This is a genomic window from Microbacterium galbinum (genome assembly GCF_023101185.1).
Lineage (GTDB): Bacteria > Actinomycetota > Actinomycetes > Actinomycetales > Microbacteriaceae > Microbacterium > Microbacterium galbinum.
The window spans coordinates 2,424,792-2,447,133 of sequence record NZ_CP078077.1 but is presented as its reverse complement, the minus strand read 5'-3'; the positions used below and the strand labels follow the sequence as shown (position 1 = coordinate 2,447,133).

25 protein-coding genes are annotated in these 22,342 nt (G+C 68.9%); 13 read left to right on the top strand and 12 right to left on the bottom strand.

What is annotated here, in order from left to right; all coding sequences use genetic code 11:
• Positions 1–120: 120 nt before the first annotated feature.
• The 4 genes from KV396_RS11845 (at position 121) to KV396_RS11830 (ending at position 3,168) form a co-directional block, all read left to right on the top strand.
• The gene (locus KV396_RS11845) at positions 121–606 is read left to right on the top strand and encodes a transglycosylase SLT domain-containing protein (protein WP_247955840.1); all 486 of its coding nucleotides are present in this window, start codon (positions 121–123) and stop codon (positions 604–606) included.
• Entirely contained in the window at positions 603–1,580 is a 978-nt protein-coding gene (locus KV396_RS11840) for a cation transporter (protein WP_247955839.1), read from the top strand. Before KV396_RS11845 ends, KV396_RS11840 begins: the two co-directional genes overlap by 4 nt.
• A gap of 68 nt (positions 1,581–1,648) precedes the next feature.
• Complete coding sequence (locus tag KV396_RS11835; RefSeq protein ID WP_407665600.1) at positions 1,649–2,854, top strand: N(5)-(carboxyethyl)ornithine synthase; 1,206 nt, start codon at positions 1,649–1,651, stop codon at positions 2,852–2,854.
• A gap of 38 nt (positions 2,855–2,892) precedes the next feature.
• Positions 2,893–3,168 carry a hypothetical protein gene (locus KV396_RS11830; protein WP_247622993.1) on the top strand — a complete coding sequence of 92 codons (276 nt, stop codon included), beginning with the start codon at positions 2,893–2,895 and terminating at the stop codon, positions 3,166–3,168.
• A gap of 12 nt (positions 3,169–3,180) precedes the next feature.
• Here KV396_RS11830 and KV396_RS11825 read toward each other — a convergent pair whose 3' ends face one another.
• Positions 3,181–4,947, bottom strand: coding sequence for a GNAT family N-acetyltransferase (locus KV396_RS11825; protein WP_247955837.1), 1,767 nt, complete (start codon positions 4,945–4,947; stop codon positions 3,181–3,183).
• 81 nt (positions 4,948–5,028) lie between these two features.
• Here KV396_RS11825 and KV396_RS11820 point away from each other — a divergent pair, with 81 nt between their 5' ends.
• Positions 5,029–5,808, top strand: coding sequence for an alpha/beta fold hydrolase (locus tag KV396_RS11820; protein WP_247955836.1), 780 nt, complete (start codon positions 5,029–5,031; stop codon positions 5,806–5,808).
• A gap of 60 nt (positions 5,809–5,868) precedes the next feature.
• Here the strand turns inward: KV396_RS11820 and KV396_RS11815 are convergent, their stop codons facing one another.
• From KV396_RS11815 to KV396_RS11795, 5 genes are all read right to left on the bottom strand, one after another.
• Positions 5,869–6,297, bottom strand: a complete 429-nt coding sequence (locus KV396_RS11815; protein WP_247955835.1) for a type II toxin-antitoxin system VapC family toxin — start codon at positions 6,295–6,297, stop codon at positions 5,869–5,871.
• Positions 6,294–6,527 (bottom strand): FitA-like ribbon-helix-helix domain-containing protein, encoded by a 234-nt coding sequence (locus KV396_RS11810; protein ID WP_247632606.1) that lies wholly within the window; start codon positions 6,525–6,527, stop codon positions 6,294–6,296. The genes KV396_RS11815 and KV396_RS11810 overlap by 4 nt, the downstream gene beginning before the upstream one ends.
• Positions 6,528–6,589: 62 nt before the next feature.
• Positions 6,590–7,081 (bottom strand): hypothetical protein, encoded by a 492-nt coding sequence (locus KV396_RS11805; protein ID WP_247955834.1) that lies wholly within the window; start codon positions 7,079–7,081, stop codon positions 6,590–6,592.
• A gap of 123 nt (positions 7,082–7,204) precedes the next feature.
• Positions 7,205–8,278, bottom strand: coding sequence for a redox-regulated ATPase YchF (gene ychF, locus KV396_RS11800; protein ID WP_247955833.1), 1,074 nt, complete (start codon positions 8,276–8,278; stop codon positions 7,205–7,207).
• A 58-nt stretch (positions 8,279–8,336) separates the two neighbouring features.
• Complete coding sequence (locus KV396_RS11795; protein ID WP_247955832.1) at positions 8,337–9,074, bottom strand: class I SAM-dependent methyltransferase; 738 nt, start codon at positions 9,072–9,074, stop codon at positions 8,337–8,339.
• A 59-nt stretch (positions 9,075–9,133) separates the two neighbouring features.
• Between KV396_RS11795 and KV396_RS11790 the strand changes: the two genes are divergently transcribed.
• Both KV396_RS11790 and KV396_RS11785 read left to right on the top strand, forming a co-directional pair.
• Complete coding sequence (locus KV396_RS11790) at positions 9,134–9,727, top strand: 3'-5' exonuclease (RefSeq protein ID WP_247632610.1); 594 nt, start codon at positions 9,134–9,136, stop codon at positions 9,725–9,727.
• 47 nt (positions 9,728–9,774) lie between these two features.
• Positions 9,775–11,034: a DNA recombination protein RmuC gene (locus KV396_RS11785; RefSeq protein ID WP_247955831.1), complete on the top strand. Its 1,260-nt coding sequence runs from the start codon at positions 9,775–9,777 to the stop codon at positions 11,032–11,034.
• On the opposite strand, the gene KV396_RS11780 is transcribed toward KV396_RS11785, so the two are convergent.
• Both KV396_RS11780 and glpX read right to left on the bottom strand, forming a co-directional pair.
• Positions 11,015–11,302, bottom strand: a complete 288-nt coding sequence (locus tag KV396_RS11780) for a hypothetical protein (protein WP_247623002.1) — start codon at positions 11,300–11,302, stop codon at positions 11,015–11,017. The genes KV396_RS11785 and KV396_RS11780 overlap by 20 nt on opposite strands.
• Positions 11,303–11,483: 181 nt before the next feature.
• The gene (gene glpX, locus KV396_RS11775; protein ID WP_247955830.1) at positions 11,484–12,470 is read right to left on the bottom strand and encodes a class II fructose-bisphosphatase; all 987 of its coding nucleotides are present in this window, start codon (positions 12,468–12,470) and stop codon (positions 11,484–11,486) included.
• A gap of 187 nt (positions 12,471–12,657) precedes the next feature.
• Between glpX and fbaA the strand changes: the two genes are divergently transcribed.
• Positions 12,658–13,686, top strand: coding sequence for a class II fructose-bisphosphate aldolase (gene fbaA / locus KV396_RS11770; protein ID WP_247623004.1), 1,029 nt, complete (start codon positions 12,658–12,660; stop codon positions 13,684–13,686).
• A gap of 84 nt (positions 13,687–13,770) precedes the next feature.
• On the opposite strand, the gene KV396_RS11765 is transcribed toward fbaA, so the two are convergent.
• The 3 genes from KV396_RS11765 to KV396_RS11755 all read right to left on the bottom strand — a co-directional run bounded on the left by KV396_RS11765 (position 13,771) and on the right by KV396_RS11755 (position 16,365).
• Positions 13,771–14,295, bottom strand: coding sequence for a DUF6264 family protein (locus tag KV396_RS11765; protein WP_247955829.1), 525 nt, complete (start codon positions 14,293–14,295; stop codon positions 13,771–13,773).
• A gap of 241 nt (positions 14,296–14,536) precedes the next feature.
• Positions 14,537–15,328 carry an IclR family transcriptional regulator gene (locus KV396_RS11760; protein ID WP_247955828.1) on the bottom strand — a complete coding sequence of 264 codons (792 nt, stop codon included), beginning with the start codon at positions 15,326–15,328 and terminating at the stop codon, positions 14,537–14,539.
• Between the two features lie 2 nt (positions 15,329–15,330).
• Entirely contained in the window at positions 15,331–16,365 is a 1,035-nt protein-coding gene (locus KV396_RS11755; RefSeq protein WP_372491953.1) for a 4-hydroxy-3-methylbut-2-enyl diphosphate reductase, read from the bottom strand.
• 122 nt (positions 16,366–16,487) lie between these two features.
• Between KV396_RS11755 and xseA the strand changes: the two genes are divergently transcribed.
• Genes xseA through KV396_RS11730 form a run of 5 tightly spaced genes read left to right on the top strand, consistent with a single transcriptional unit; the run spans position 16,488 to position 20,734 of the window.
• Positions 16,488–17,765, top strand: a complete 1,278-nt coding sequence (xseA, locus tag KV396_RS11750) for an exodeoxyribonuclease VII large subunit (RefSeq protein ID WP_247955827.1) — start codon at positions 16,488–16,490, stop codon at positions 17,763–17,765.
• A gap of 56 nt (positions 17,766–17,821) precedes the next feature.
• Entirely contained in the window at positions 17,822–18,052 is a 231-nt protein-coding gene (locus KV396_RS11745; protein ID WP_247955826.1) for an exodeoxyribonuclease VII small subunit, read from the top strand.
• Positions 18,049–18,687: a DUF4245 family protein gene (locus KV396_RS11740; RefSeq protein WP_247632616.1), complete on the top strand. Its 639-nt coding sequence runs from the start codon at positions 18,049–18,051 to the stop codon at positions 18,685–18,687. The genes KV396_RS11745 and KV396_RS11740 overlap by 4 nt, the downstream gene beginning before the upstream one ends.
• On the top strand, positions 18,684–19,343 hold the full coding sequence (locus tag KV396_RS11735) for a carbonic anhydrase (protein WP_247632617.1): 660 nt from the start codon (positions 18,684–18,686) through the stop codon (positions 19,341–19,343). Before KV396_RS11740 ends, KV396_RS11735 begins: the two co-directional genes overlap by 4 nt.
• Positions 19,340–20,734 (top strand): class II fumarate hydratase, encoded by a 1,395-nt coding sequence (locus KV396_RS11730; RefSeq protein ID WP_247955825.1) that lies wholly within the window; start codon positions 19,340–19,342, stop codon positions 20,732–20,734. Before KV396_RS11735 ends, KV396_RS11730 begins: the two co-directional genes overlap by 4 nt.
• A gap of 73 nt (positions 20,735–20,807) precedes the next feature.
• On the opposite strand, the gene KV396_RS11725 is transcribed toward KV396_RS11730, so the two are convergent.
• A complete protein-coding gene (locus KV396_RS11725) occupies positions 20,808–22,190 on the bottom strand; it encodes a PhoH family protein (protein ID WP_282185340.1) in 1,383 nt (460 codons plus the stop codon).
• Positions 22,191–22,342 lie beyond the last annotated feature (152 nt).

The window sequence follows — 22,342 nt, the reverse complement described above, 5'->3', positions numbered from 1 at the left end:
TTACCCAGCGTACCGGGCGGTCGCGGAAGTCACGAAGCCGGGAGTGCGACTCGCCTACCCCTGCGGCTCTGTCGCGTCAATCGGCTTCTCCGCGGACGATGCCCGAAGCAGAGTGCAGGGGTGAGAACACCTCAGACAGTCCGCCGCGCCCTTGCCGGCGCCGCCGCGATCCTGCTCACGGTAGCCCTCGCCGGGTGCGGCCTGACGATCCCGGCGGATCCCGACGACACACTCGCATCGGTGCGCCACAGTGTGTTGAGGGTCGGGGTCTCCCCCGACGGCTCGCTCGTGCAGGCCGACGGCGACGACCCGTCGGGAAGTGTGGTCGACCTGGTCGACGGCTTCGCCGACCACCTCGACGCGGAACCCGAATGGACCGTCGGCAGCGAGGAGACGCTGGTCGGGATGCTGGAGAGGGGTGACCTCGACCTGATCGCGGGCGGGATCACCTCCGACACCCCCTGGCTTGAGAGAGCGGGCGTTTCACGCGGTTACAGCGATATCGACGGCGCCGACGGCCGCACACTGGTGATGCTCGTACCGCTGGGCGAGAACGCCTTCCTGAGCGAGCTCGAGAGCTACCTCGACGACGAGGTCGGCTCGTGACCGCGACGCACGAGTTCGGACGTACCGACCTCCCGGCCGAGCAGACGCGCGCCCTGCGCTCCGCCATCCGCTGGGAATGGTTCACCATCGGGTACACGAGCATCACGATCGCCGTGATCGCGCTCGTCGTCGGAAACTCGCAGGCCATGCGCACGGCCTGGATCGAGGACATGCTCTCGCTGATCCCGCAGATCGCCTTCCTGGTCGCGCTGATCTTCGTGAGACGACGCCCCGACCGCACGCATCCGTACGGCATGCATCGTGCGATGGGGGTGGGTCACCTCGTCGCCGGGGTCGCCCTCCTGGCCGTGGGCCTCAATCTCGCGCGGGAGTCCGTCGTGGGACTCGTCTCGGGCGAGCATCCGACGATCGGCACCGTGCTGCTCTTCGGACAGACGATCTGGCTCGGCTGGCTGATGGTCGCGGTGATGACCGTCGTCGTCGTCGGCCCGATCTTCTTCTACGGCCCGGCCAAGGCGAAACTCGCCCCGGTGCTGCACAACAAGCTCTTGTACGCCGATGCAGACATGGCCAAGGCCGACTGGCAGACGACGGTCGCCTCGATCGTCGGCGTGCTCGGGGTCGGCGTGGGTCTGTGGTGGCTCGATGGCGCCGCCGCGGTCTTCATCTCGCTCGGGATCATCTGGGACGGCGTCAAGAACACGAAGGCCGCGATCGTCGACCTCATGGACCAGCGCGCTCGCACCTACGACAGCGCTGCACCCCACCCGCTCGCCCGGGACATCGTCTCGTACCTGCGCAGCAGGCCCTGGGTGGGGGATGCAGCCGTGCGCTTGCGCGACCAGGGGCAGGTGTTCCACGTCGAGGCGTTCGTCGTCCCTCGCCGCGGCAGCGTATCGCTCCGCCGCATCACCGAGGTATCGGAAGGCATCGCCGATCTCGATTGGAAGGTGCAGGACGTCGTCATCGTCCCGGCGGAACGGCTTCCGGACGAGGCGGATACCGGGCGATAGCGCCGCACACCCGCCGCGCAGGCCAGGGGCGTACTGTCGGAGAAGGAACTGACCCTGGTTCTCCGATGATGGGAATCACGTTGTCCGACGCCGCACCCCGCTCCACTGCCGCTCTGCTCTCCCTCGGTCTCCTCGCCGGCTCCTCGATGGAGAACGAGCGACGACTGCCGATCCACCCCCACCATTTCGACCGCATCGACCCGGACCTCCGGGCGCGCATGGTCGTCGAGCGCGGATACGGCGCCGACTTCCGGCTCTCCCCCGGCTACATCGAGTCGCGCGTCGGACGAGTCGCCGACCGCGCCGAGGTGCTCGCCTCCGCCGATGTGCTGCTGCTGCCCAAGCCGCAGGCGGCCGATGTGGTCGCCGTTCCCGCGGGGCGCACGCTGTGGGGCTGGCCGCACTGCGTGCAGGATGCCGCGATCACCCAGACCGCGATCGACAACCGCCTCACGCTGATCGCGTTCGAGGCGATGAACCACTGGACGCCGCAGGGAGACATGAGCCTGCACGTGTTCCACAAGAACAACGAGCTCGCGGGCTACTGCTCGGTGCAGCACGCGTTGAGCCTGGTCGGCTCGACCGGCGACTACGGTCCACGCCTCAGCGCGGTCGTGATCGGCTTCGGAGCGACGGCGCGCGGCGCGGTCACCGCGCTCAACGCGCACGGCATTCACGACATCCAAGTGCTCACGCAACGCGGAGTGGCGGCCGTCGGCTCTCCCATCCACAATGCGCACATGACGCAGCTGAACACCGATGGCAGCGGGGCCACCCACCTCAGCACGGTCGTCACGGATGCCGGTGACGTGCTGTTGCCGGACTTCCTGGCGTCGCACGACATCGTCGTCAACTGCACACTGCAGGACGTCGCGGCGCCGATGACCTATCTGCGCACGGAGGACCTGCAGGGATTCACGTCGGGAAGTCTCATCATCGACGTCTCCTGCGACGAGGGCATGGGATTCGAGTGGGCGACGCCCACGACCTTCGACGACCCGATGTTCACCGTCGGCGAAGGCGTCGATTACTACGCCGTGGACCACAGCCCCTCGTACCTCTGGAACTCGGCGACCTGGGAGATCAGCGAGGCGACGCTGCCCTTCCTCCGCTCGGTGATGGAGGGAGAGGCCTCCTGGGACGCGAGCAGCACGCTCGCCCGCGCGATCGAGATCCGCGACGGCGTGGTCCAGAATCCGAGCATTCTCAGCTTCCAGGACCGCGACCCGGCATACCCGCATCCGCAGATCGAGCGACGTCCGTCGGCGGCGTGATGACCGTGCGCCCGCGCCCGTCGATCTAGGCTGGGGAGATGCTCGCCGCTCTCATCCGCCCCGTCGAGTCGCACACCGTCGAGGTCGCCGGCGCGTCCCTCGACGACGTGTACGCGCAGATCTCGAGCCATGCACCGGACGGGTTCGACCTCGTCTCGGCCCCGGTGCGGATGCTCAAGGGCACGGCGGGCATCCAGGCGACGGCCCGGTTCGATCGCCGAGACGGCGTCCGCGAGATCTCGGCCGACGACATGGGCGCGCTCGAGGCGCAGGTTCCCGAGGGCTGGCAGATGCTCTCGGTCTGGACGCTCTAGCAGCTGACTCGGCTAGATCTCCCTCTTCAGCCCGACATGGGCGGTCTGGTATCCGTGTCGGGTGTAGAAGGCGCGAGTACGCTCCCGCGCATCGTCGGTGGTGACCTGCGACAGCCGGGCCCCGCGCACTCGCCCGAATTCGTGCGCCCACTCGAGCATCGCCGCGCCCAGCCCTTGTGACCGCGTCCCTGCAGCGACGCGCAGTCCCTCGATCTGGAGCCGGGTCGACCCACCGCGGGAGAGGCCCGGGATGACGGTCAGCTGCATCGTGGCGACCGCGTGATCGTCGCTGTCGCGGACGACCCCCAGGTAGTTGGATCCGTCGCGCGCGACCGCGCTGAAGGCCGCCTCATAGCGCTCGAGCTCGACGCTCTCCCGATCCCGGCCGAACTGATCGTCGAGCAGCAGCGCGGCAATGGCCCCGATGTCGTCTCGATTCGCCCGTTCGAGCCGAAACTCTCGGCCCGCCACCTGCAGGCGTCCCCGCACGGACGACCGCGCATCCGCCTGCAGCCGGGCGACGAGGAGGTCGAGCCATCCGCCGACGTTCGCGCGAGCCTCCGCCGTGTCGGGGTAGCGGCATCTCAGGTGCAGGCCCGACTCATCCAGGATGAACCACAGCATGACCCCGTCCGTGTCGGTCGCCGCGCTGACGTACTGGGCGTCGAGGCCGACGGAGTCGATGCGCACGGGAAGCCTGCGCAGGTCGAGCCACGAGATCGCGAACATCCCGGGGGCGACGGGCATGCCGCCCCACGGCGCGAGGACGTCCGCGAGCGGCCAGGCGCCGAGTTGCACCGCCTCTTTGACTGCGGCCGCCGCCGCGAGCGGTTCTGCGACGCCCGACTCGAGGACGGAGTTGGTGATGAACCATCCGACCGAGTCGTGCCAGGTGTCCTCGAATCGGCTGTGCACGGGGAACACGGCGCGAAGCGGGGCATCCGCCAGTTCTCGGGTCACCGCGGTCATCGCGACGACGGCGCGCGCGAGGGTCGAGACGCCGTCGTCGCGCGCCTGTGCGGCGAAGGCCGCGGCATCGTCGACATCGAACACATCGCGCACCTCTACGCGCTCACGATGCGGCTCGGGAGTACCCAGCGACAACGGGAACTGCGGCATCACGCCGCCGCTGCCGTCGATGATGTCCTCCCACCGACGACGCACGTGGTCGGGTGCCGCGTCCCGATCCAACAGAGTCTGCGTGTGTTCGACGAATGCCGGTGCCGGCTGCGACGTCGGCTGCGCACCGACGCGCCCGGCGTCGAGCGCGGACAGCAGGTCGCGCGCGATCACCAGCATCGACCACATGTCGACGTGCGCGTGGTCCGCAGCGATCACGACCGTGAGACCGGCAGCGGTCTCCAACACGCAGAGGCGGTGCGACGGATGCCGGTACGGCGAGCATGCCTCATCGAGGACATCCCGCAACGCGTCGTTGACGGCCTGCCCCGAGCCGACCTGATGTTCGACCCAACTGCCGGGACCGATCTCGATCTCGTGGAGCTCCGGCTCGCCGTCTGCACCGGCGACGAACGCCGTCCGCAGCGTGCCATGTCGAGCGATCACCTCCAGCCAGGCGTCGGCGATCGACTCGCGAGGAATCGGTGCAGGCAGCCGGAAGGAGAGCGCCATCCACGAGCCGGGTCTATCGCCCGCCCCGACATGGAGGCGCTGGTCGAACGACACGGGGAGGCGTCGTCCGGGCGCGGACGCGGCGACGTCGTACCCCCAGAGCCGTCCGAACGGGAGGCGGAGGTGCGTCACATTCGTCAGGCGCATGGGAGCACCATATCGTCCGGATAATGTGAACTCACAACCACTGCCCGAGCGGTCCCGTTCCGTCATCGATCGAGGAGTCTGATGCCCACATTCGAGGTGCCTGGAGCCGAGCTGGCCGTCGCCCTGAGCGATGAAGGCGGACACCCGGTCGTCCAGCTGCACGGCCTCACCGCGAGCCGGGCGCGCGATCGAGGACTCGAGCTCGACCTCGGCCGAGGACTCAGCGGAACGCGACTGCTGCGCTACGACGCGCGCGGCCACGGCCGGTCGACCGGGCGGAAGGTCCCCGAGGACTACCGCTGGCAGACCCTCGCCGACGACCTTCTGCGACTGCTCGACCACTGGTTCCCGGGCGAGCGCGTTCACGGCGTCGGCCCCTCCATGGGCACCGCGACGCTGCTGCACGCTGCGACGATCGCGCCGGAACGCTTCACCGGACTCACGCTGATGGCGCCGCCCACGGCGTGGGATACCCGACCCGCTCAGGCCGCGAGCTACCGCGCCGCGGCCGATCTCATCGACGCCGAGGGTATGGAGGCGTACCTCGCGAGCACGCGCGGCCCCGCACCTTCACCGGAGGCCGAGGCCGTGCCCGATCCGGGGCCCGACGTCACCGAGGCGCTTCTGCCGTCGGTTCTGCGAGGTGCGGCGCTCAGCGATCTGCCCACCCCCGAGGCCGTCACCCGCATCGAGGTGCCGACATCGATCCTGGCGTGGACGGACGACCCGGGGCATCCGCTGTCGACGGCGGAGGCACTCGTCGGCATGCTCCCGCACGCGACCCTGACGGTTGCGCGCGCACCCGCGGACATCGAGGTCTGGCCCGAGGTGCTGAGGCAGGATCTCGGCCGTCAGACGTAACCCCCGTGACCCCGTGACGGCGGTCCCTGTGTGGCGGCGACAAGCCGCGCTGTGTCCTGGTCAGGTGGTGGAGGTCACCCACGGGTCGAGCACCTCGACACCCGTGTGCGCGAAGTCCTTGACGTTGCGCGTCGCGCACGTCGCCCCGTACGCCAGGCAGATCGCTGCGATCTGGGCGTCGGCCGTGCTGATCGGGAGCCCGGCCTCCTCACGCACCTCGAGGACGGCCGCGTAGTGTTCGGCCGCGCCCTCGTCGAACGCCAGGATGGCGCGGCTCCCTCGGAACGGATCGATCGCGCGTTCGATGACGGACGCCAGGATGTCCTTTCTGCGTCCGTCGGGAAGTCTGCGAACTCCCGCGAGGAGTTCGGCGAGCGTGATCGCGGTGATGGCGACCTCTCCCGTCAGCGATCGCATCCATGCGACGACGTCACCGTTCGGCTCCGCGCGGATGACCTCCGAGACGACGTTCGTGTCGAGGACGATCACGAGAAGTCCGCAGCACGAGCGACATCGTCGCGCTCGGGAATCACGAGGTCATCGGCACCGCCGATTCCCTGCGCGGCGGTCATGAACGCGACGCCGATGTGCGGGCGACCTGCCGCTCGGGTGAGGATGTCGCGCACCTCGGCCTCCATCGAGCGCCCGTGCTCCCGCGCCCGCAGGGCGAGTTGCTCCTTGACCAGTTCGTCGAGTCCGCGAACGATGATCGATGCCATACGGCGACCGCCTTTCATCGTGATATCACTCGATGATATCGCAGTGCCGCGAGTCGTCATCATCATCCGATCAGGTAGGCGAAGCCCCGATTCGATGCGGCCACGCCGTCGACGAAATCGACCGCACGCGTGAGGAAGTCCTCGACGTAGCGAGACTCGCGATCAGCTCTGGCGTGATCGCACACTTCTTGGAGGAGGCTGACCAGGTCGTCCGCGATGGCGGGGATCTCCCGCGGGGCGACACCGCGGACGAAGGGCGTCCACCCGCGGTCGTGCATCGCAACCTGCCCTTCGAACATGCGATAGGAAGGTCGAGGCGTCTCCCGTTCGGGCGAGGGCCCGGTCAGGGCTTGAAGCTCGCGCCACGCTTTGTCGAGGTACAGCATCTCGGCCTTGGGCACGGACTGCTGAAAGTCGGTCTGCGCGATCTGCGCCCCATGCGGCATGCCCCAGGCATCCGCAAGCGGATCGTCGCTGATGAAACTCATCGGATCGGCCACAGCGCGGTCCGTGTGCTCGGCGTCGAAAGCGTATGCGTAGTATCTGATTCCCATGCATCGAGCCTGTTGCACGCACCGGGCACGTTCGGGACGGCGATGCACCATTAGGTCACAAGTCGGAAGACTCGCCGACTGTGCAGGAGAAGCGGAGACGCGGAACCTTCTCGTGCGCCGACCTCAGTTGTTGAAGCGGAACTCCACGACGTCGCCGTCCTTCATGACGTAGTCCTTGCCCTCGAGGCGGGCCTTGCCCTTGGCGCGGGCTTCGACGACCGATCCGGTCTCGACGAGGTCCTCGAACGAGACGATCTCAGCCTTGATGAAGCCCTTTTCGAAGTCGGTGTGGATGACACCGGCCGCCTGCGGAGCCTTGGCACCCTGCGGGATCGTCCAGGCGCGCGCTTCCTTCGGACCGGCGGTGAGGTACGTCTGCAGTCCGAGCGTGGCGAAGCCGATGCGGGCGAGCTGGTCGAGGCCGGACTCGTCCTGGCCGGTCGCCGCGAGCAGCTCGGCGGCGTCCTCGGGGTCGAGGTCGATGAGTTCCGACTCGATCTTCGCGTCGAGGAAGATCGCCTGAGCCGGAGCGACGAGCGCGGCGAGCTCCGCCTTGCGCGCGTCGTCGGTGAGGACTGCTTCGTCGACGTTGAAGACGAAGATGACGGGCTTCACGGTGAGGAGCCCGAGTTCGCGGATCGGCTCGAGGTCGAGGCCGCTGACCGAGAGCAGCTGACCGCGCTCGAGAGCATCCTTCGCCGCGTTGGCCGCATCGAGGACCGACGGGTCGATCTTCTTGCCGCGGACTTCCTTCTCGTACCGGGTGATCGCCTTCTCGACGGTCTGGAGGTCGGCGAGCATCAGCTCGGCGTTGATCGTCTCCATGTCGGATGCCGGGTTCACCGCACCGTCGACGTGCACCACGTCGTCGTCGGCGAAACCACGCACGACCTGAGCGATCGCGTCGGCCTCGCGGATGTTCGCAAGGAACTGGTTGCCCAGCCCCTCCCCCTCGCTGGCGCCGCGCACGATGCCGGCGATGTCGACGAACGACACCGCAGCGGGCAGGATGCGCTCGCTGCCGAAGATCTCCGCGAGCTTGTCGAGCCGCGGGTCCGGCAGGTTCACCACGCCGACATTGGGCTCGATCGTCGCGAACGGGTAGTTCGCTGCGAGCACGTCGTTCTTGGTGAGTGCGTTGAAGAGGGTGGACTTGCCGACGTTGGGCAGGCCGACGATTCCGATAGTGAGAGCCACGGGGAACGAGTCTACCTGTCGTGACGCGTACCCTCGTCGGATCGCTCGCCCGTGGCGATCAGCCGCGACGGGCGCGGAACGCCTTCGTCACGTATGGCAGATCGATGACTCCGTCGGTGAACTCGAGGTCGTCGAAGAGGGCGTCCATCTCCCTGTGGATGCGCTCCTGCTCCTCCGGCGTCGCGGTGATCACCGCACTGCGCGACGAAGCCATGCGGTGGAGCTGTTCGCGTGTCATCGGCCGCGACCATTCCCAGCTCTCGCTGTCGAGCGTGTCGAAGGGGGCGGCGATCACAGGATCACCCGCGGCCAGAGCCTCCTCCGCCGCGCTTCGATGCATGATGCGACTGAGGTCGCGCACCCACCCGACGCGCTCGTCGCGGATGTTCCAGATCAGCCCGAGCGCTCCGTCCGCGCGCACCGCACGTCCGATCTCGGCGGAGGCCCGGACCGGGTCGACCCAGTGCCAGGCCTGGCCGAGCACGACGGCGTCGAGGCTGTCGTCCGGCAGCGGAAGGGATTCGGCGGTGCCGAGGAACGTGGGCACGCCCGGCACGTTCTCGCGCAGGGCGGCGAGCATGGCCGGGTCGGGATCGATCGCGACGATCTGAGCCCCCGGAGCGTGCGCGATTGCTCGGGTGAGCTTGCCGGTTCCCGCCCCGACGTCCGCGACGCGCTGCGCCCCGGCGGGCATAATCTCGAGCATCCATGCCACCGCGTCGAAGGGGTACTCCGGTCGCCCCGCCTCGTAGTCCTGCGCCTGCGCGCCGAACGACGTCGCTCTGCTGTCCGCCATGTCGTCAGCATACGGCGCGCCGCCCGCCCCGAACAGGACGCCCGGGCGAGAGTGGATTCGTGCCCCTGGACTTCACAGCGATCGACTTCGAGACGGCGAACTCCAGCCCCGCCTCCGCCTGTTCCGTCGGCCTCGTGCGCGTGCGCGGCGGCGAGGTCGTGGCGCAGGCCGGGTGGCTGATCCAGCCCCCGCCCGGGCACGACGAGTTCCAGGAGTGGAACGTCCGCATCCACGGCATCCAGCCCGAAGACGTTCTCACGGCCGCCACGTGGACCGAGCAGTTCGACCGCCTGTGCGATTTCGCCGGGACCGATGTGCTCGTCGCGCACAACGCCGGCTTCGACCTCAACGTGCTCCGCCGCGCATCCGAGGCGACCGGCGGCGTATGCCCTCCGTATCGCTCGCTCTGCAGCCTGCAGGTCGCGCGCAAGACCTACCAGCTCGACTCGTATCGCCTCCCGAAGGCGGCAGCAGCCGCCGGGTTCGCCGAGTTCTCGCATCACGATGCGCTGGCGGATGCTCGGGCCTGCGCGCAGATCGTGATCGATGCCGCGCGCCGCGCCGCAGCCTCGGACGTCGAGATGCTCGCCGAGATCTTGGGACTGCGACTCGGTGGCGCGCCGGTCGTCCGCGAGGAGCGCGCCGTCGCCTGACCGGGACGCCTCCCGGCAATGTCGGCGGCCAGGGGCATCATGAGCACATGGATGCTCCCCTGATCGTTCTCCTCGTCATCGCCACTCTGTGCGCCGGGGCGGCGCTCGGCTGGTTCCTGCGCGCCGGCCGAGGTGCCGCCGAGTTCGCCCGCGTGCAGGCCGAGCTCGCCGCGGCCCGCGACGATCGCGATCGCCAGTACGACCTCTACCGCGATGCCGTCGAGCACGCGCGCGTCGAGCAACGAGCGGAGGCGCAGCGGGTGCAGCAGCAGAACGCCGTGCTCACCGCCCTCGCCCCGGTGCGCGAGAGCCTGCAGCAGATGCAGCAGAAGGTCGCGACGATCGAGCAGGAGCGCCACGCCCAGTTCGGCTCACTCGCCGAGCAGTTGCGGCGAGCGCAGGAGTCCGACGAGGCACTGCGCGCGACGACGGAGTCGCTCGCCGGAGCGCTGCGCTCGACCGCCACGCGCGGCGTCTGGGGCGAGACCCAGCTGCGGCGCGTGGTCGAGGCGGCGGGATTGACGCGGCACGTCGACTTCGACCTGCAGGCCACGATCTCGTCGGATCGCGGGCAGGGCCGACCCGACATGGTGATCCGTCTCGCCGGCGGTGCCTCGATCGCCGTCGATGCCAAGGTGCCGCTCGACGCCTACCTCGAGGCGTCGGCGCTGCCGTCGGGAGATGCGCACGAGGCTCAGCGCCGAGCGCACATGCAGAAGCACGTCAAGGCGGTGCGCGCACACGTCGATGCTCTCGCGAAGAAGGCGTACTGGGCGGGACTCGATTCCAGCCCCGAGTTCGTGATCTGCTTCCTCCCCAGCGAATCCCTGCTCGCCGCCGCGATCGACGAGGACCCGACCCTCCTCGACTACGCGTTCGGTCGACGCGTGGCTCTCGCCTCCCCGGTCAATCTCTGGGCCGTCCTGAAGACCGTTGCGTACACGTGGACGCAGCAGGAGGTGTCGACCGAGGCCCGCACGCTCCTGAACCTCGGCACGCAGCTCTACGACCGCCTCGGAACCCTCGCAGGTCATGCCGACGACCTCCGCCGCGCGCTGGAGCGCACGGTCGACAGCTACAACCGCTTCGCCGGGTCGCTCGAGACCCGCGTCCTCGTGACCGCACGCCAGTTCCCCGGCATCGACGCGACCACGCTCGATGCCCAGCCGGCGCGCATCACCGCGAGCGCGCGCCGATTCACGGCATCAGAACTGGTCGAGGAACCGGTACGCGGCGAGACCGCTCAGGCGGAGATCGGTGCGGTCCGCGATCGGATCGACGCTCCGATCACACCGGAACGCCACTGAGCAGGATGATGACGAGCCCGCTGGTCGCGAGGAAGGCCCCGATCATCCACCAGGCGCTCATCTCCTGCCCCTCGGCACGGCGCTTGCGGAAGAGCACATCGGCGCGACGAGCCGGATCGACGACCGGCTGAGCGGCGGGCACCGCAGGCGTGGCCGCCGCGATGCTGCCCTCGGCATCCGCCGCGCTCACGCGGAGAATGCGTCCGGTGTTGGTGGTGACGATCTTCGTCGGCGCGGCCTTCGAGCTGCGTGTCTGCGGCGTGGTCATGTGTTCGCCCTCCTGTGCCTGCGGTGCCAGATGGCTCCGTCCTCGGCGACAAACCCAGGCTCAAGTCTGACACGACCCACGAAGAATCGCAGGATCGGGCGCGCAGGAGGGATACCGGGTCGGTAACGATGACGAGGCCCCCGACACGCGCCGGAAGCCTCGATGCCTCATCCCTCGAGGATCACAACCACTTCGAGACGAGGTGCTCCGAGGCGATCCGTCGCAGCGTTCCCGACGCCCCGCGCAGTACGACGCTCTCGGTGTACACATACCCGCGCTCGCGGCGCACGCCGGCGACGAGCTGGCCGTCCGTGACACCGGTCGCGACGAAGATCGTGTTGTTGCCCTGCACAAGATCATCCGCCTCGTACACGCGATCCATCTCGAGTCCCGCGTCGATCCCGCGCTGGCGCTCGTCATCGTCGCGCGGCCAGAGGCGTCCCTGGATGTGTCCACCGAGGGCCTTGATCGCGCAGGCGGTGACGATGCCCTCCGGGCTGCCGCCGACGCCGACGCACATGTCGGTGCGCGCGTCATGGCGTGCCGCGTTGATGCCACCGGCGACGTCACCGTCGCTCATCAGACGCGTCCCCGCGCCCGCATCGCGGATCTCCTGGATGAGCTGCTCGTGACGGGGCCGGTTGAGCACCGAGACGACGAGCTCATCGACGGGCTTCTCGAGTGCGCCGGCGAGACGGCGGATGTTCTCGGCGATCGGGAGGCGGATGTCGACGACACCGACGCCTGCGGGCCCCGTGACGAGCTTGTCCATGTAGAAGACGGTCGACGCATCGAGCATCGATCCACGGTCCGAGACCGCGATGACCGAGAGCGCGTTCTGCCGTCCCGCAGCCGTGAGCGAGGTGCCGTCGATCGGGTCGACGGCGATGTCGCATTCGGGACCGCGTCCCGTTCCGACGACCTCGCCGTTGAACAGCATCGGAGCGTTGTCCTTCTCGCCCTCGCCGATCACCACACGCCCCTGGAAGTCGACCGTGCCGAGGAAGGCGCGCATCGCGTCGACGGCCGCACCGTCGGCGGCCTCCTTCGCTCCCCGCCCGATGAACGGCACGGCGCGGATCGCCGCCGCCTCCGTCGCCCTCACCAGCTCCATCGCGAGGTTGCGGTCGGGTCGAAGCGGGCTCAGATCAGCAGTAAGACTCACCATGGGGTCAGCCTAGCCAGCGAGCATGGGCGAAACGCCCTGTTTTCCCCGGCGAGACCGTGAAGGATTCGCGTTTCTTAACAGAACAGCAGGAGACACGCACCGGCGTCGAACGCCGGCCCCCGGCATCCGTCCACGCTCCCGGCTAGAGTGACTGCTGTCCCAGGCTTCATCTACCGCAGGAGTTCTCATGCCCGTCGCCACCCCGGATCAGTACGCCGAAATGCTCGACCGCGCGAAGGCCGGCGGCTTCGCGTACCCCGCGTTCAACGTCTCGAGCTCGCAGACGATCAACTCCGTCCTCCAGGGGCTGACCGAGGCCGGCTCCGACGGCATCATCCAGGTCACGACCGGTGGCGCGGACTACTTCGCCGGCCACACCGTCAAGGGCCGCGCGACCGGCGCCCTCGCCTTCGCCCGCTTCGCGACCGAGGTCGCCAAGAACTACCCGATCACGGTCGCCCTCCACACCGACCACTGCCCGAAGGACGCCCTCGCCGGTTTCGTCGAGCCGCTGATCTCCGCTTCCGAAGAAGAGGTGAAGGCCGGCCGCAACCCGATCTTCCAGTCGCACATGTGGGACGGCTCGGCCGTGCCGCTCGCCGAGAACATCGAGATCGCGAAGGACCTCCTCCCCCGTATGAAGGCGATCAACGCGATCCTCGAGGTCGAGATCGGCGTCGTCGGCGGCGAAGAGGACGGCGTCCAGCACGAGGGCTCGAACGACGCCCTGTACACGACCTTCTCCGACGTCGACCAGGCCGTCCAGGCGCTCGGTCTCGGCGAGCAGGGCCGCTACATCGCCGCCCTCACCTTCGGCAACGTGCACGGCGTCTACAAGCCGGGTGGCGTGAAGCTGCGCCCCGAGCTGCTCGGCGACATCCAGGCCGAGGTCGCCGCCAAGTACGGCACGGGCCCCAAGCCCCTCGACCTCGTCTTCCACGGCGGCTCGGGCTCGACCGACGAGGAGATCGCCACCGCGGTCGCGAACGGTGTCATCAAGATGAACATCGACACCGACACGCAGTACGCCTACACGCGTGCGATCGCCGACTACATGTTCAAGAACTACGACGGCGTGCTGAAGGTCGACGGCGAGGTCGGCAACAAGAAGCAGTACGACCCGCGCGCCTGGGGCAAGATCGCCGAGACCGCGATGGCCGCCCGCGTCATCGAGTCCACTCGCCAGCTGGGCTCGTACGGTCAGTCGAAGAGCTGACCCACCGCACGAGAAGAACGGGTGCCCTGCCGCGAGGCGGGGCACCCGTTCTTCTTCTTCTGCGTAGCGGCAGGGCACGATCGATCAGGAGCCGGTGCCGCCCTGCATGTAGGCGACGAACGCGGGGTCTCCCATCATCGGGATCGAGATGCAGACCGCCGCGATGCCCAGCGTCACCACGGCACCGACCAGGGGCAGCCACCAGGTGAGCTTCCTGCGGCGCAGACGACGGATCGACAGAGTCGCCGTCAGCGCCCACCCGGCGACGAGCACCACGGAGGCGATCGTCCCCCAGAGTCTGCCCTGTGCGAAATTGGTGAACTCGCCGGAGGCGCCCAGCACCGACAACACCTGGTTCATCACGCTGGGAAGGTCGAGGTACTGCAGACCGGTGACCACGACGTTCACCAGCCCGTAGGCGAGAAGTCCGATCGTCACGAAGCGGTCCACCGGGTGCGCGCGCCGGGGTGCATCCGTAGCGGCGTCCGCGGCCGGCAGCGCGACGGCGGTCTCGACCGGCGGCAGTTCGGAGAGAGGCGGGAGACCGGCGGCGCGCCGCTGCTCCTCGGGAGTGGCGATCTCGCCGTACTGGGGCCGCTGTTCGCTCATCCCGCCATGCTAACGGCCGCGCCTGTCCCGGGCTCCCAGCGGAAGATCCTCCGATAATGGTGGCGGCCCCGGAGAAGTGGGGACTTCTCGGGGCCGCGGACGAGGAGCGCTGGGGACGCATCCTCATCCCAGTCAGTTGCGAGGGACTGGGGATCCTGCTCGCAACCCGTAGTGCCGTGATGCACAGACGCCTACGCCTACAAGGATAGGCAACGGCGGAATCCTCTGCCACTGAGGTTTTTCAGATAGTGAACTCCGGCCCGGGATCGCCCCCGCCGAGCGCATCCGCCCCGAGCTGGATCGACAGCCGCCGGGCCGCCCTCTGCAGCTTCGCCACCAGCTCGCGGTCGACGATCGCCTGATCCGACGGCAGCGAGATCGCGAGTGAGGCGGTGACGTTGGGCGCGATGACGGGAACCGCCACGCAGGTCGCGCCGATGACGTACTCCTCATGGTCGAGGGTCCACCCCGGGGAATGCTCGAGCTGCGTCAGCAGCGTGCGCCGATCGCTGATGGTCCGAGGAGTGAGCTCCTCGAGACGATGACGCGAGAGGTAGTCGAGACGGTCGTCATCGGGAAGCTCCGCCAGGATCTGCTTGCCCAGCGCCGTCGCGTGCCCGCTCGACTGCAGTCCGACCCACAGCTCGACACGCGGGTTCTGCTCGGCGTCGACGATGTCGATGAGGTGCATCTCCCCGTCGTCGTAACGTGAGAGGTACGCCGTGGCCCCGACCTCGTCGGTGACCGACCGCAGCGCCGCCCGTACGCGGGCGAGGAAGACTCCGCGGGTGTCGATCTCGCGCTGGAAGGTCGGAAATCGCGCCCCGAGCACGAGCCCGTCGGGTTCGGCCGACAGGTACCCCTCGTGGATGAGCGTGCGCACGAGGTTGTAGGTGGTGCCGGGCGTGAGCCCGGTGATCGCCGCCAGCATCTTGGTCGGCAACGGACGGGGAGAGTTGGCGACGATGTCGACCAGGCGAAGAGCCCGCTGCACCGATCCGATGAGCGTGGGTTCCGCCTCGGCGGCGCTCAACGCTACGCGCCTCCTCCGGTCGCGCGTCCGCCCAGGGCCCGATCGTCGCGCTTGCCCGAAGCATCCTGACGCAGCTCCTTCGGCAGCGAGAACATGAGGTCCTCCTCGGCCGTCTTCACCTCTTCGACGTCGCGGTAGCCGGCGTCGCCGATCGCGTCGAGCACCTCGCGCACGAGGACCTCGGGAACGGATGCCCCGCTCGTCACGCCGACCGTCTCGACGCCGTCGAGCCACTCCTGCTGGATCTCCTCGGCGTAGTCGATGCGGTACGCGGCCTTGGCCCCGTACTCGAGCGCGACCTCGACCAGGCGCACGCTGTTCGAGGAGTTCGCGGAACCGACCACGATGACGAGATCCGCACCGACGGCGACCTTCTTGATCGCGACCTGACGGTTCTGCGTCGCATAGCAGATGTCGTCGGACGGCGGGTTGTGCAGTTCTGGGAAGCGCGTGCGCAGGCGGTTGACGGTCTCCATCGTCTCGTCGACGGAGAGCGTGGTCTGCGACAGCCACACGACCTTGTTCGGGTCCTTCACGACGACCGTGTCGGCCTCGTCCGGCGAGTTGACGATCGTCACGTGATCCGGAGCCTCACCCGCGGTGCCCTCGACCTCTTCGTGCCCCTCGTGACCGATGAGCAGGATCTCGAAGTCGTCACGGGCGAAGCGCACGGCCTCGCGATGCACCTTGGTGACCAGGGGGCAGGTCGCGTCGATCGCGTGCAGGCCGCGGTCGGATGCCGCGTTCACGACGGCCGGCGAGACGCCGTGCGCACTGAAGACCACGTGCGCCCCGGCCGGAACCTCGTCGACCTCCTCGACGAAGATCGCCCCCTTGGCCTCGAGCTCGCTCACCACGTGGATGTTGTGGACGATCTGCTTGCGCACGTAGACCGGAGCGCCGTAGCGCTCGAGAGCCTTCTCGACGGCGACGACGGCGCGATCGACACCCGCGCAGTATCCGCGCGGCGCGGCGAGCAGCACGCGCTTGCGTCCGGCCACCGCGTTATCCTGAAGCCTCCCGGCCGCCGCACGCACGCGTGGGAGGCGAGGGATGGGGAGATGAACGGCAGTCGAGGTCACCCCTCGATTCTACCGGCGTCCACCCTGAGAAAGCCGGGAATCCTCCCCCGCACGACAACCCCCAGGGACGAGAGCAGATGACGGTCTTCGAAGCAGCCACCGGCCCCGGCGAGAACCCGCCGGCGGATGCCGTCTCGCCCCGCGATTCGACGGCGGATGCCCCGACCTCCGTCGCCCGGCTGAACGCCACCATCCGGGACTTCGTCGCCCGCTGGAACACGGTGTGGGTCGAGGGCGAGATCACCTCCTGGAACGTCCGCGGCGGCAACGTCTTCGCGCGCCTGAAGGACGTGCAGTCCGATGCGCAGATCTCGATCCGAGTGTGGTCGAGCGTTCGAGGGCGCATTCCCGCCGACCTCGGGATCGGGGATCACGTCGTCGCCGCCGTCAAGGCCGACTACTTCGTGAAGGTCGGCGACTTCAGTTTCACCGTCTCCTCGATGAAGCACGTGGGGCTGGGTGACCAGCTCGAGCGTCTCGAGAAGCTGCGCGCGCAGCTGCGTCAGGAAGGCCTCTTCGACCCCGCGCGCAAGAAGCGGCTGCCGTTCCTCCCGCACGTGATCGGGCTCATCACGGGCGAGAGGTCCGACGCCGAGAAGGACGTGCACCGCAACGCCGAGCTGCGCTGGCCGCAGGTGCGCTTCCGCACCGAGTACGCGGCGGTGCAGGGCGAGCGCTGCGTTCCCGACACACTGGCGGCCCTCGCCCGTCTCGACGCGGATCCCGACGTCGACGTCATCATCATCGCCCGGGGCGGCGGCGATCCGCAGACCCTCCTCGGCTTCAGCGACGAGCGCCTGGTGCGCGCCGTCGCCGCCGCCTCGACGCCGGTCGTGAGTGCGATCGGGCACGAGAACGACCACCCCCTGCTCGACGACGTCGCCGACCTGCGCGCGTCGACCCCGACGGATGCCGCGAAGCGGGTCGTGCCGGATGTCGGCGAGCAGCGCGCTCTGATCGGACAGCTGCGCTCCCGGGCGACCACGCGACTCACCCAGCGCCTGTCGCACGACATCGCGCAGCTCGAACAGCTGCGCTCGCGCCCCGTGCTCCGCTCCCCCGCCCCGATCATCGACTCCCGCGCGCAGGAGGTGTGGCTGCTGCTCTCGCGGGGTCGAGACACCCTCACCCGCCACCTCGATGCCGCCGGTCGCCGCACGAGCGAACTGCGGGCATCCCTGCGTGCGCTGTCACCGGCGGCGACGCTCGCGCGCGGCTACGCGATCGCGCATCTCGAGGGCGGTGTGATCCTGCGCGATGCGGCGCATGCCCCGGCCGGAAGCGCCCTGACCATCACGGTCGATCGGGGTTCGGTGGCCGCGCGGTCGGAGGGCGAGATCGCCGAGGCATCCTGATCGAGCGCGGCCCACGCCCGCTCACCGATCGCGACGGCACGCCGTAGGATGGAGGAGTGAGCGCGCTGAACGATACCCCTGTCGAGACGCTGACGTTCGAGGCCGCTCGTGACGAGCTGGTCACCGTGGTCGCCGAACTCGAACAGGGCGCGCCGACCCTCGAGCAGTCGCTGGCGCTCTGGGAGCGCGGTGAGGCCCTGGCGGCCCGCTGCGAGGAATGGCTCCTCGGCGCCAAGCGCCGACTCGACGCCGCCCGCGCCGCTGCCGACGGCGGGGACGAGCGATGAACAAGCCCGCTCCCATCGTCGCGGAACTCGGGCGCCCCGAGACCCCGGAGGAGACGGCCGCCCGCAAGGCCGCGTCGAGCAAGGCCTATCGGTCGAGCCAGACCGTGCGCAGCCTCATCGCCGCACTGCTGGCGACGCTCGCCGTGCTGGCCGTGATCATCTTCGCCGTCCCGCGCGGTGAGCCGGCATCCGCGCCGTCCGTCGACCTCACCGGCATCGCCGCCGACGTCGAGAACACGATGGACAGCGCCGTGATCGTGCCCGAACTCGGCGACTTCTGGCGGGTGAACGCGGCCGAGCTGCAGAGCGGTGCCACCGTCGTGTGGGACATCACGCTCGCCCCTGCCGCCCAGGACGAGCGCGGGTTCGTCAAGGTCGCCCAGGCCTTCGACGCCGATTCCCGCTGGGCACCGCAGCGCCTCGAGGGGACGGCCCCCACCGACACCGTCACGATCGACGGCATCGAGTGGGACGTCTTCACTCCCGGCGACTCGACCTCGAACATCTCCTACGCCCTCGGCACGCAGGCCGGTGACGACTACGTGCTGCTCTACGGCTCGCGGTCGGCCGATTCCACCGCCGAGCTGGCCGCCTCGCTCACCCCCCAGATCCGCACCCTCTCGGAGGCCTCATGACGCACGACCTGACCCCGGCCGCAGCCTGGAAGCAGATGCGCGACGGCAATCGCCGTTTCGTGAACGAGGAGCCGCGGCATCCGAATCAGGACGTCGCCCGCCGCAAGGGACTCGCCGAGGCCCAGAACCCGGTCGCCACCCTGTTCGGATGCTCGGACTCGCGTCTCGCGGCCGAGATCATCTTCGACCTCGGACTCGGCGACCTGTTCGTCGTGCGCAACGCCGGCCAGGTGATCGGCGAATCGATCGTCGCGAGCCTCGAGTACGCGGTGGCGGTGCTGAACGTGCCGCTCATCGTGGTTCTCGCCCATGACTCGTGCGGGGCCGTGCGCGCCGCGATCGACGGCACCGCGATCGACGCGGCACCCGTGCCCCCGCACATCTGGAAGCTGATCGCGCCGATCGTCCCGGCCGCGCGCAAGGTGCTCGCCGAGAGCGGCGGCACGACGGTCGCCGAGATCGACGCCGAACTCGTCGGCCAGGAGCACCTGCGCAACACCGTCGCCGACCTGCTGCAGTCGTCCGAGATCATCAGCAGCGCCGTCGCCGAGGGCCGCCTGGGCATCGTCGGCGCCAACTACCGTCTGGCCGAGGGCACGGCCGTGCCCGTCATCACCGTGGGGATCGACCCCGAAACGCAGGAGGGTTCGGAATGACCGATACCGAGTACCGCATCGAGCACGACACCATGGGTGAAGTGCGGGTGCCCGTGAACGCGCTCTACGGGGCGCAGACGCAGCGCGCCGTCGAGAACTTCCCGATCTCGGGCAAGGGGCTGGAGTCGACGCAGATCGCAGCCCTCGCCCGGATCAAGAAGGCCGCCGCGCTCGCCAACAAGGAGCTCGGCACGCTCGACGGCGCCATCGCCGACGCGATCGCGCAGGCCGCCGACCAGGTCGCCGCCGGCTCCCACGACGGCGAGTTCCCGGTCGACACCTACCAGACCGGCTCGGGCACGTCGTCGAACATGAACATGAACGAGGTGCTCGCGACGCTGGCGACGCGCATCCTCGGCGCGGACGTGCACCCCAACGACCACGTCAACGCCTCGCAGTCGTCGAACGACGTCTTCCCGACCTCGGTGCACATCGCGGTGACCCAGGCGCTCATCGACACGCTCATCCCCTCGCTCGACCACCTCGCCGTGGCACTCGAGGCCAAGGCCGAGCTGTGGAAGGACGCGGTGAAGTCCGGTCGTACCCACCTCATGGATGCGACCCCGGTCACCCTCGGCCAGGAGTTCGGCGGCTACGCCCGTCAGGTGCGTCTCGGCATCGAGCGCGTGCAGTCGGCGCTCCCCCGCGTCGCGGAGGTCCCGCTCGGCGGCACCGCCACCGGCACCGGCATCAACACCCCGCTCGGCTTCCCGCAGAAGGTCATCGCACTGCTCGCGGCCGAGACCGAACTGCCGATCACCGAGGCGAAGGACCACTTCGAAGCCCAGGCCAACCGCGACGGTCTCGTCGAGGCATCCGGTGCCCTGCGCACCATCGCCGTCTCGCTGACCAAGATCAACAACGATCTGCGCTGGATGGGCTCCGGCCCGAACACGGGTCTCGGCGAGCTGCACATCCCCGATCTGCAGCCCGGTTCGTCGATCATGCCCGGCAAGGTCAACCCGGTCGTCCCGGAGGCCGTGCTGATGGTGTGCGCGCGCGTGATCGGCAACGACGCGACCGTCGCCTGGGCAGGAGCATCCGGTTCGTTCGAACTGAACGTCGCCATCCCCGTCATGGGTACGGCGCTCCTCGAGTCGATCCGTCTGCTCTCCAACGCCTCGCGCGTGCTGGCCGACAAGACGATCGACGGCCTGCAGGCGAACCTCGACCGCGCGGCCGCGTTCGCCGGTATGAGCCCGTCGATCGTGACGCCGTTGAACAAGCTGATCGGCTACGAGGCCGCCGCCAAGATCGCCAAGCACGCGGTCGCCCAGGGCATCACGGTGCGCGACGCCGTGATCGACCTCGGCTACGTCGAGCGCGGTGACCTGACCCTCGAGCAGCTCGACGAGAAGCTCGATCTGCTGTCGATGACGCACCCGGGCTGATCCGTCCGACCACGCAAGAACGCCGGTCCCTTTCGGGGCCGGCGTTCTTTGCCTTCTCGGATGAGACGGACCGTTAGCTCAGCTCACCGCCCTCGAGGAGTTCGGTGACCAGGGCCGCGATCGCGGAGCGCTCGGAACGCATGAGCGTGACGTGCGCGAACAGGTCGTGTCCCTTCAGCGTTTCGATCACGCTGGCGATGCCGTCGTGGCGCCCGACGCGGAGGTTGTCGCGCTGACCGACGTCGTGCGTGAGGATGACCCGCGAGTTCTGACCCATGCGGCTGAGCACGGTGAGGAGCACATTGCGCTCGAGGGACTGGGCCTCGTCGACGATCACGAAGGCGTCGTGCAGCGAACGGCCACGGATGTGCGTGAGCGGCAGGACCTCGAGGATGCCGCGTTCGACGACCTCCTCCATCACATTGCCCGAGACCACCGAGCCGAGCGTGTCGAAGACCGCCTGGCCCCAGGGCCCCATCTTCTCGCCCTGGTCGCCCGGGAGGTATCCGAGCTCCTGCCCGCCGACCGCGAACAGCGGACGGAAGACGATGATCTTCTTCTGCTGCTGCCGCTCCAGCACGGCCTCCAGCCCGGCGCAGAGCGCCAGGGCCGACTTGCCGGTACCCGCACGACCACCCAGCGAGACGATGCCGACGTCGGGGTCGGTGAGCAGGTCGATGGCGATCCGCTGCTCGGCCGAGCGCCCGTGCATCCCGAAGATGTCACGGTCGCCACGGACCAGCTTGTACTCGCCCTCCCCGGTCACCCGTCCGAGGGCGGAACCCCGCTCCGAGTGGATGATGAGGCCGGTGTTCACCGGAAGGCCGCGGGCCTCCTCGCTGATGCCGACCTCGCTCTCGTACAGGTCGCTGATGTCGTCGCCCGAGAGGTTCAGGGTCGAGATGCCGGTCCAGCCGGAGTCGATCGCCTGCTCGGCGAGGTATTCCTCGGCTCGGAGCCCGAGCGACGCCGCCTTCACCCGCATCGGCAGGTCCTTCGAGACGATCGTGACGTCCTGGCCGTCCTGGGCGAGATGCATCGCGACCGACAGGATGCGGGTGTCGTTGTCGCTCAGGCGGATGCCCGCGGGAAGCACCGAGGAGTCGGTGTTGGCGAGCTCCACCCGGAGCGTGCCGCCCTCGCCGACCTCGACCGGGAAGTCGAGACGCCCGTGCTCGATGCGCAGGTCGTCGAGGTGCCGGAGCGCCTGTCGGGCGAAGTATCCGATCTCGGGGTCGTGGCGCTTGCCCTCGAGCTCGGTGATCACGACCACCGGGAGGACGACGGAGTGCTCGGCGAATCGGAAGAACGCCTGCGGATCGCTCAGCAGAACCGAGGTGTCGAGGACGTAGGTGCGGAGATCCTGATCCGGATCCGATGACGACGCCCGTCGATTCGACTGACGGGTGGACTGCTGCGCGGTGCTGGTGGACTGCTGCGCTGAACGTGTGGTCACGACCCACTCCCGACCCGGGGAATCCCGGCTATTCGAACGAGTCGACCAGGGGGTCACGAGTCGCTTGCCTGTGGCCGACCCGATCGGGCACCATGCCCGATGCCTTGAAGGTACGACCAGCCGCCGACTTTTCCCCGGCTCGACACGCCAGC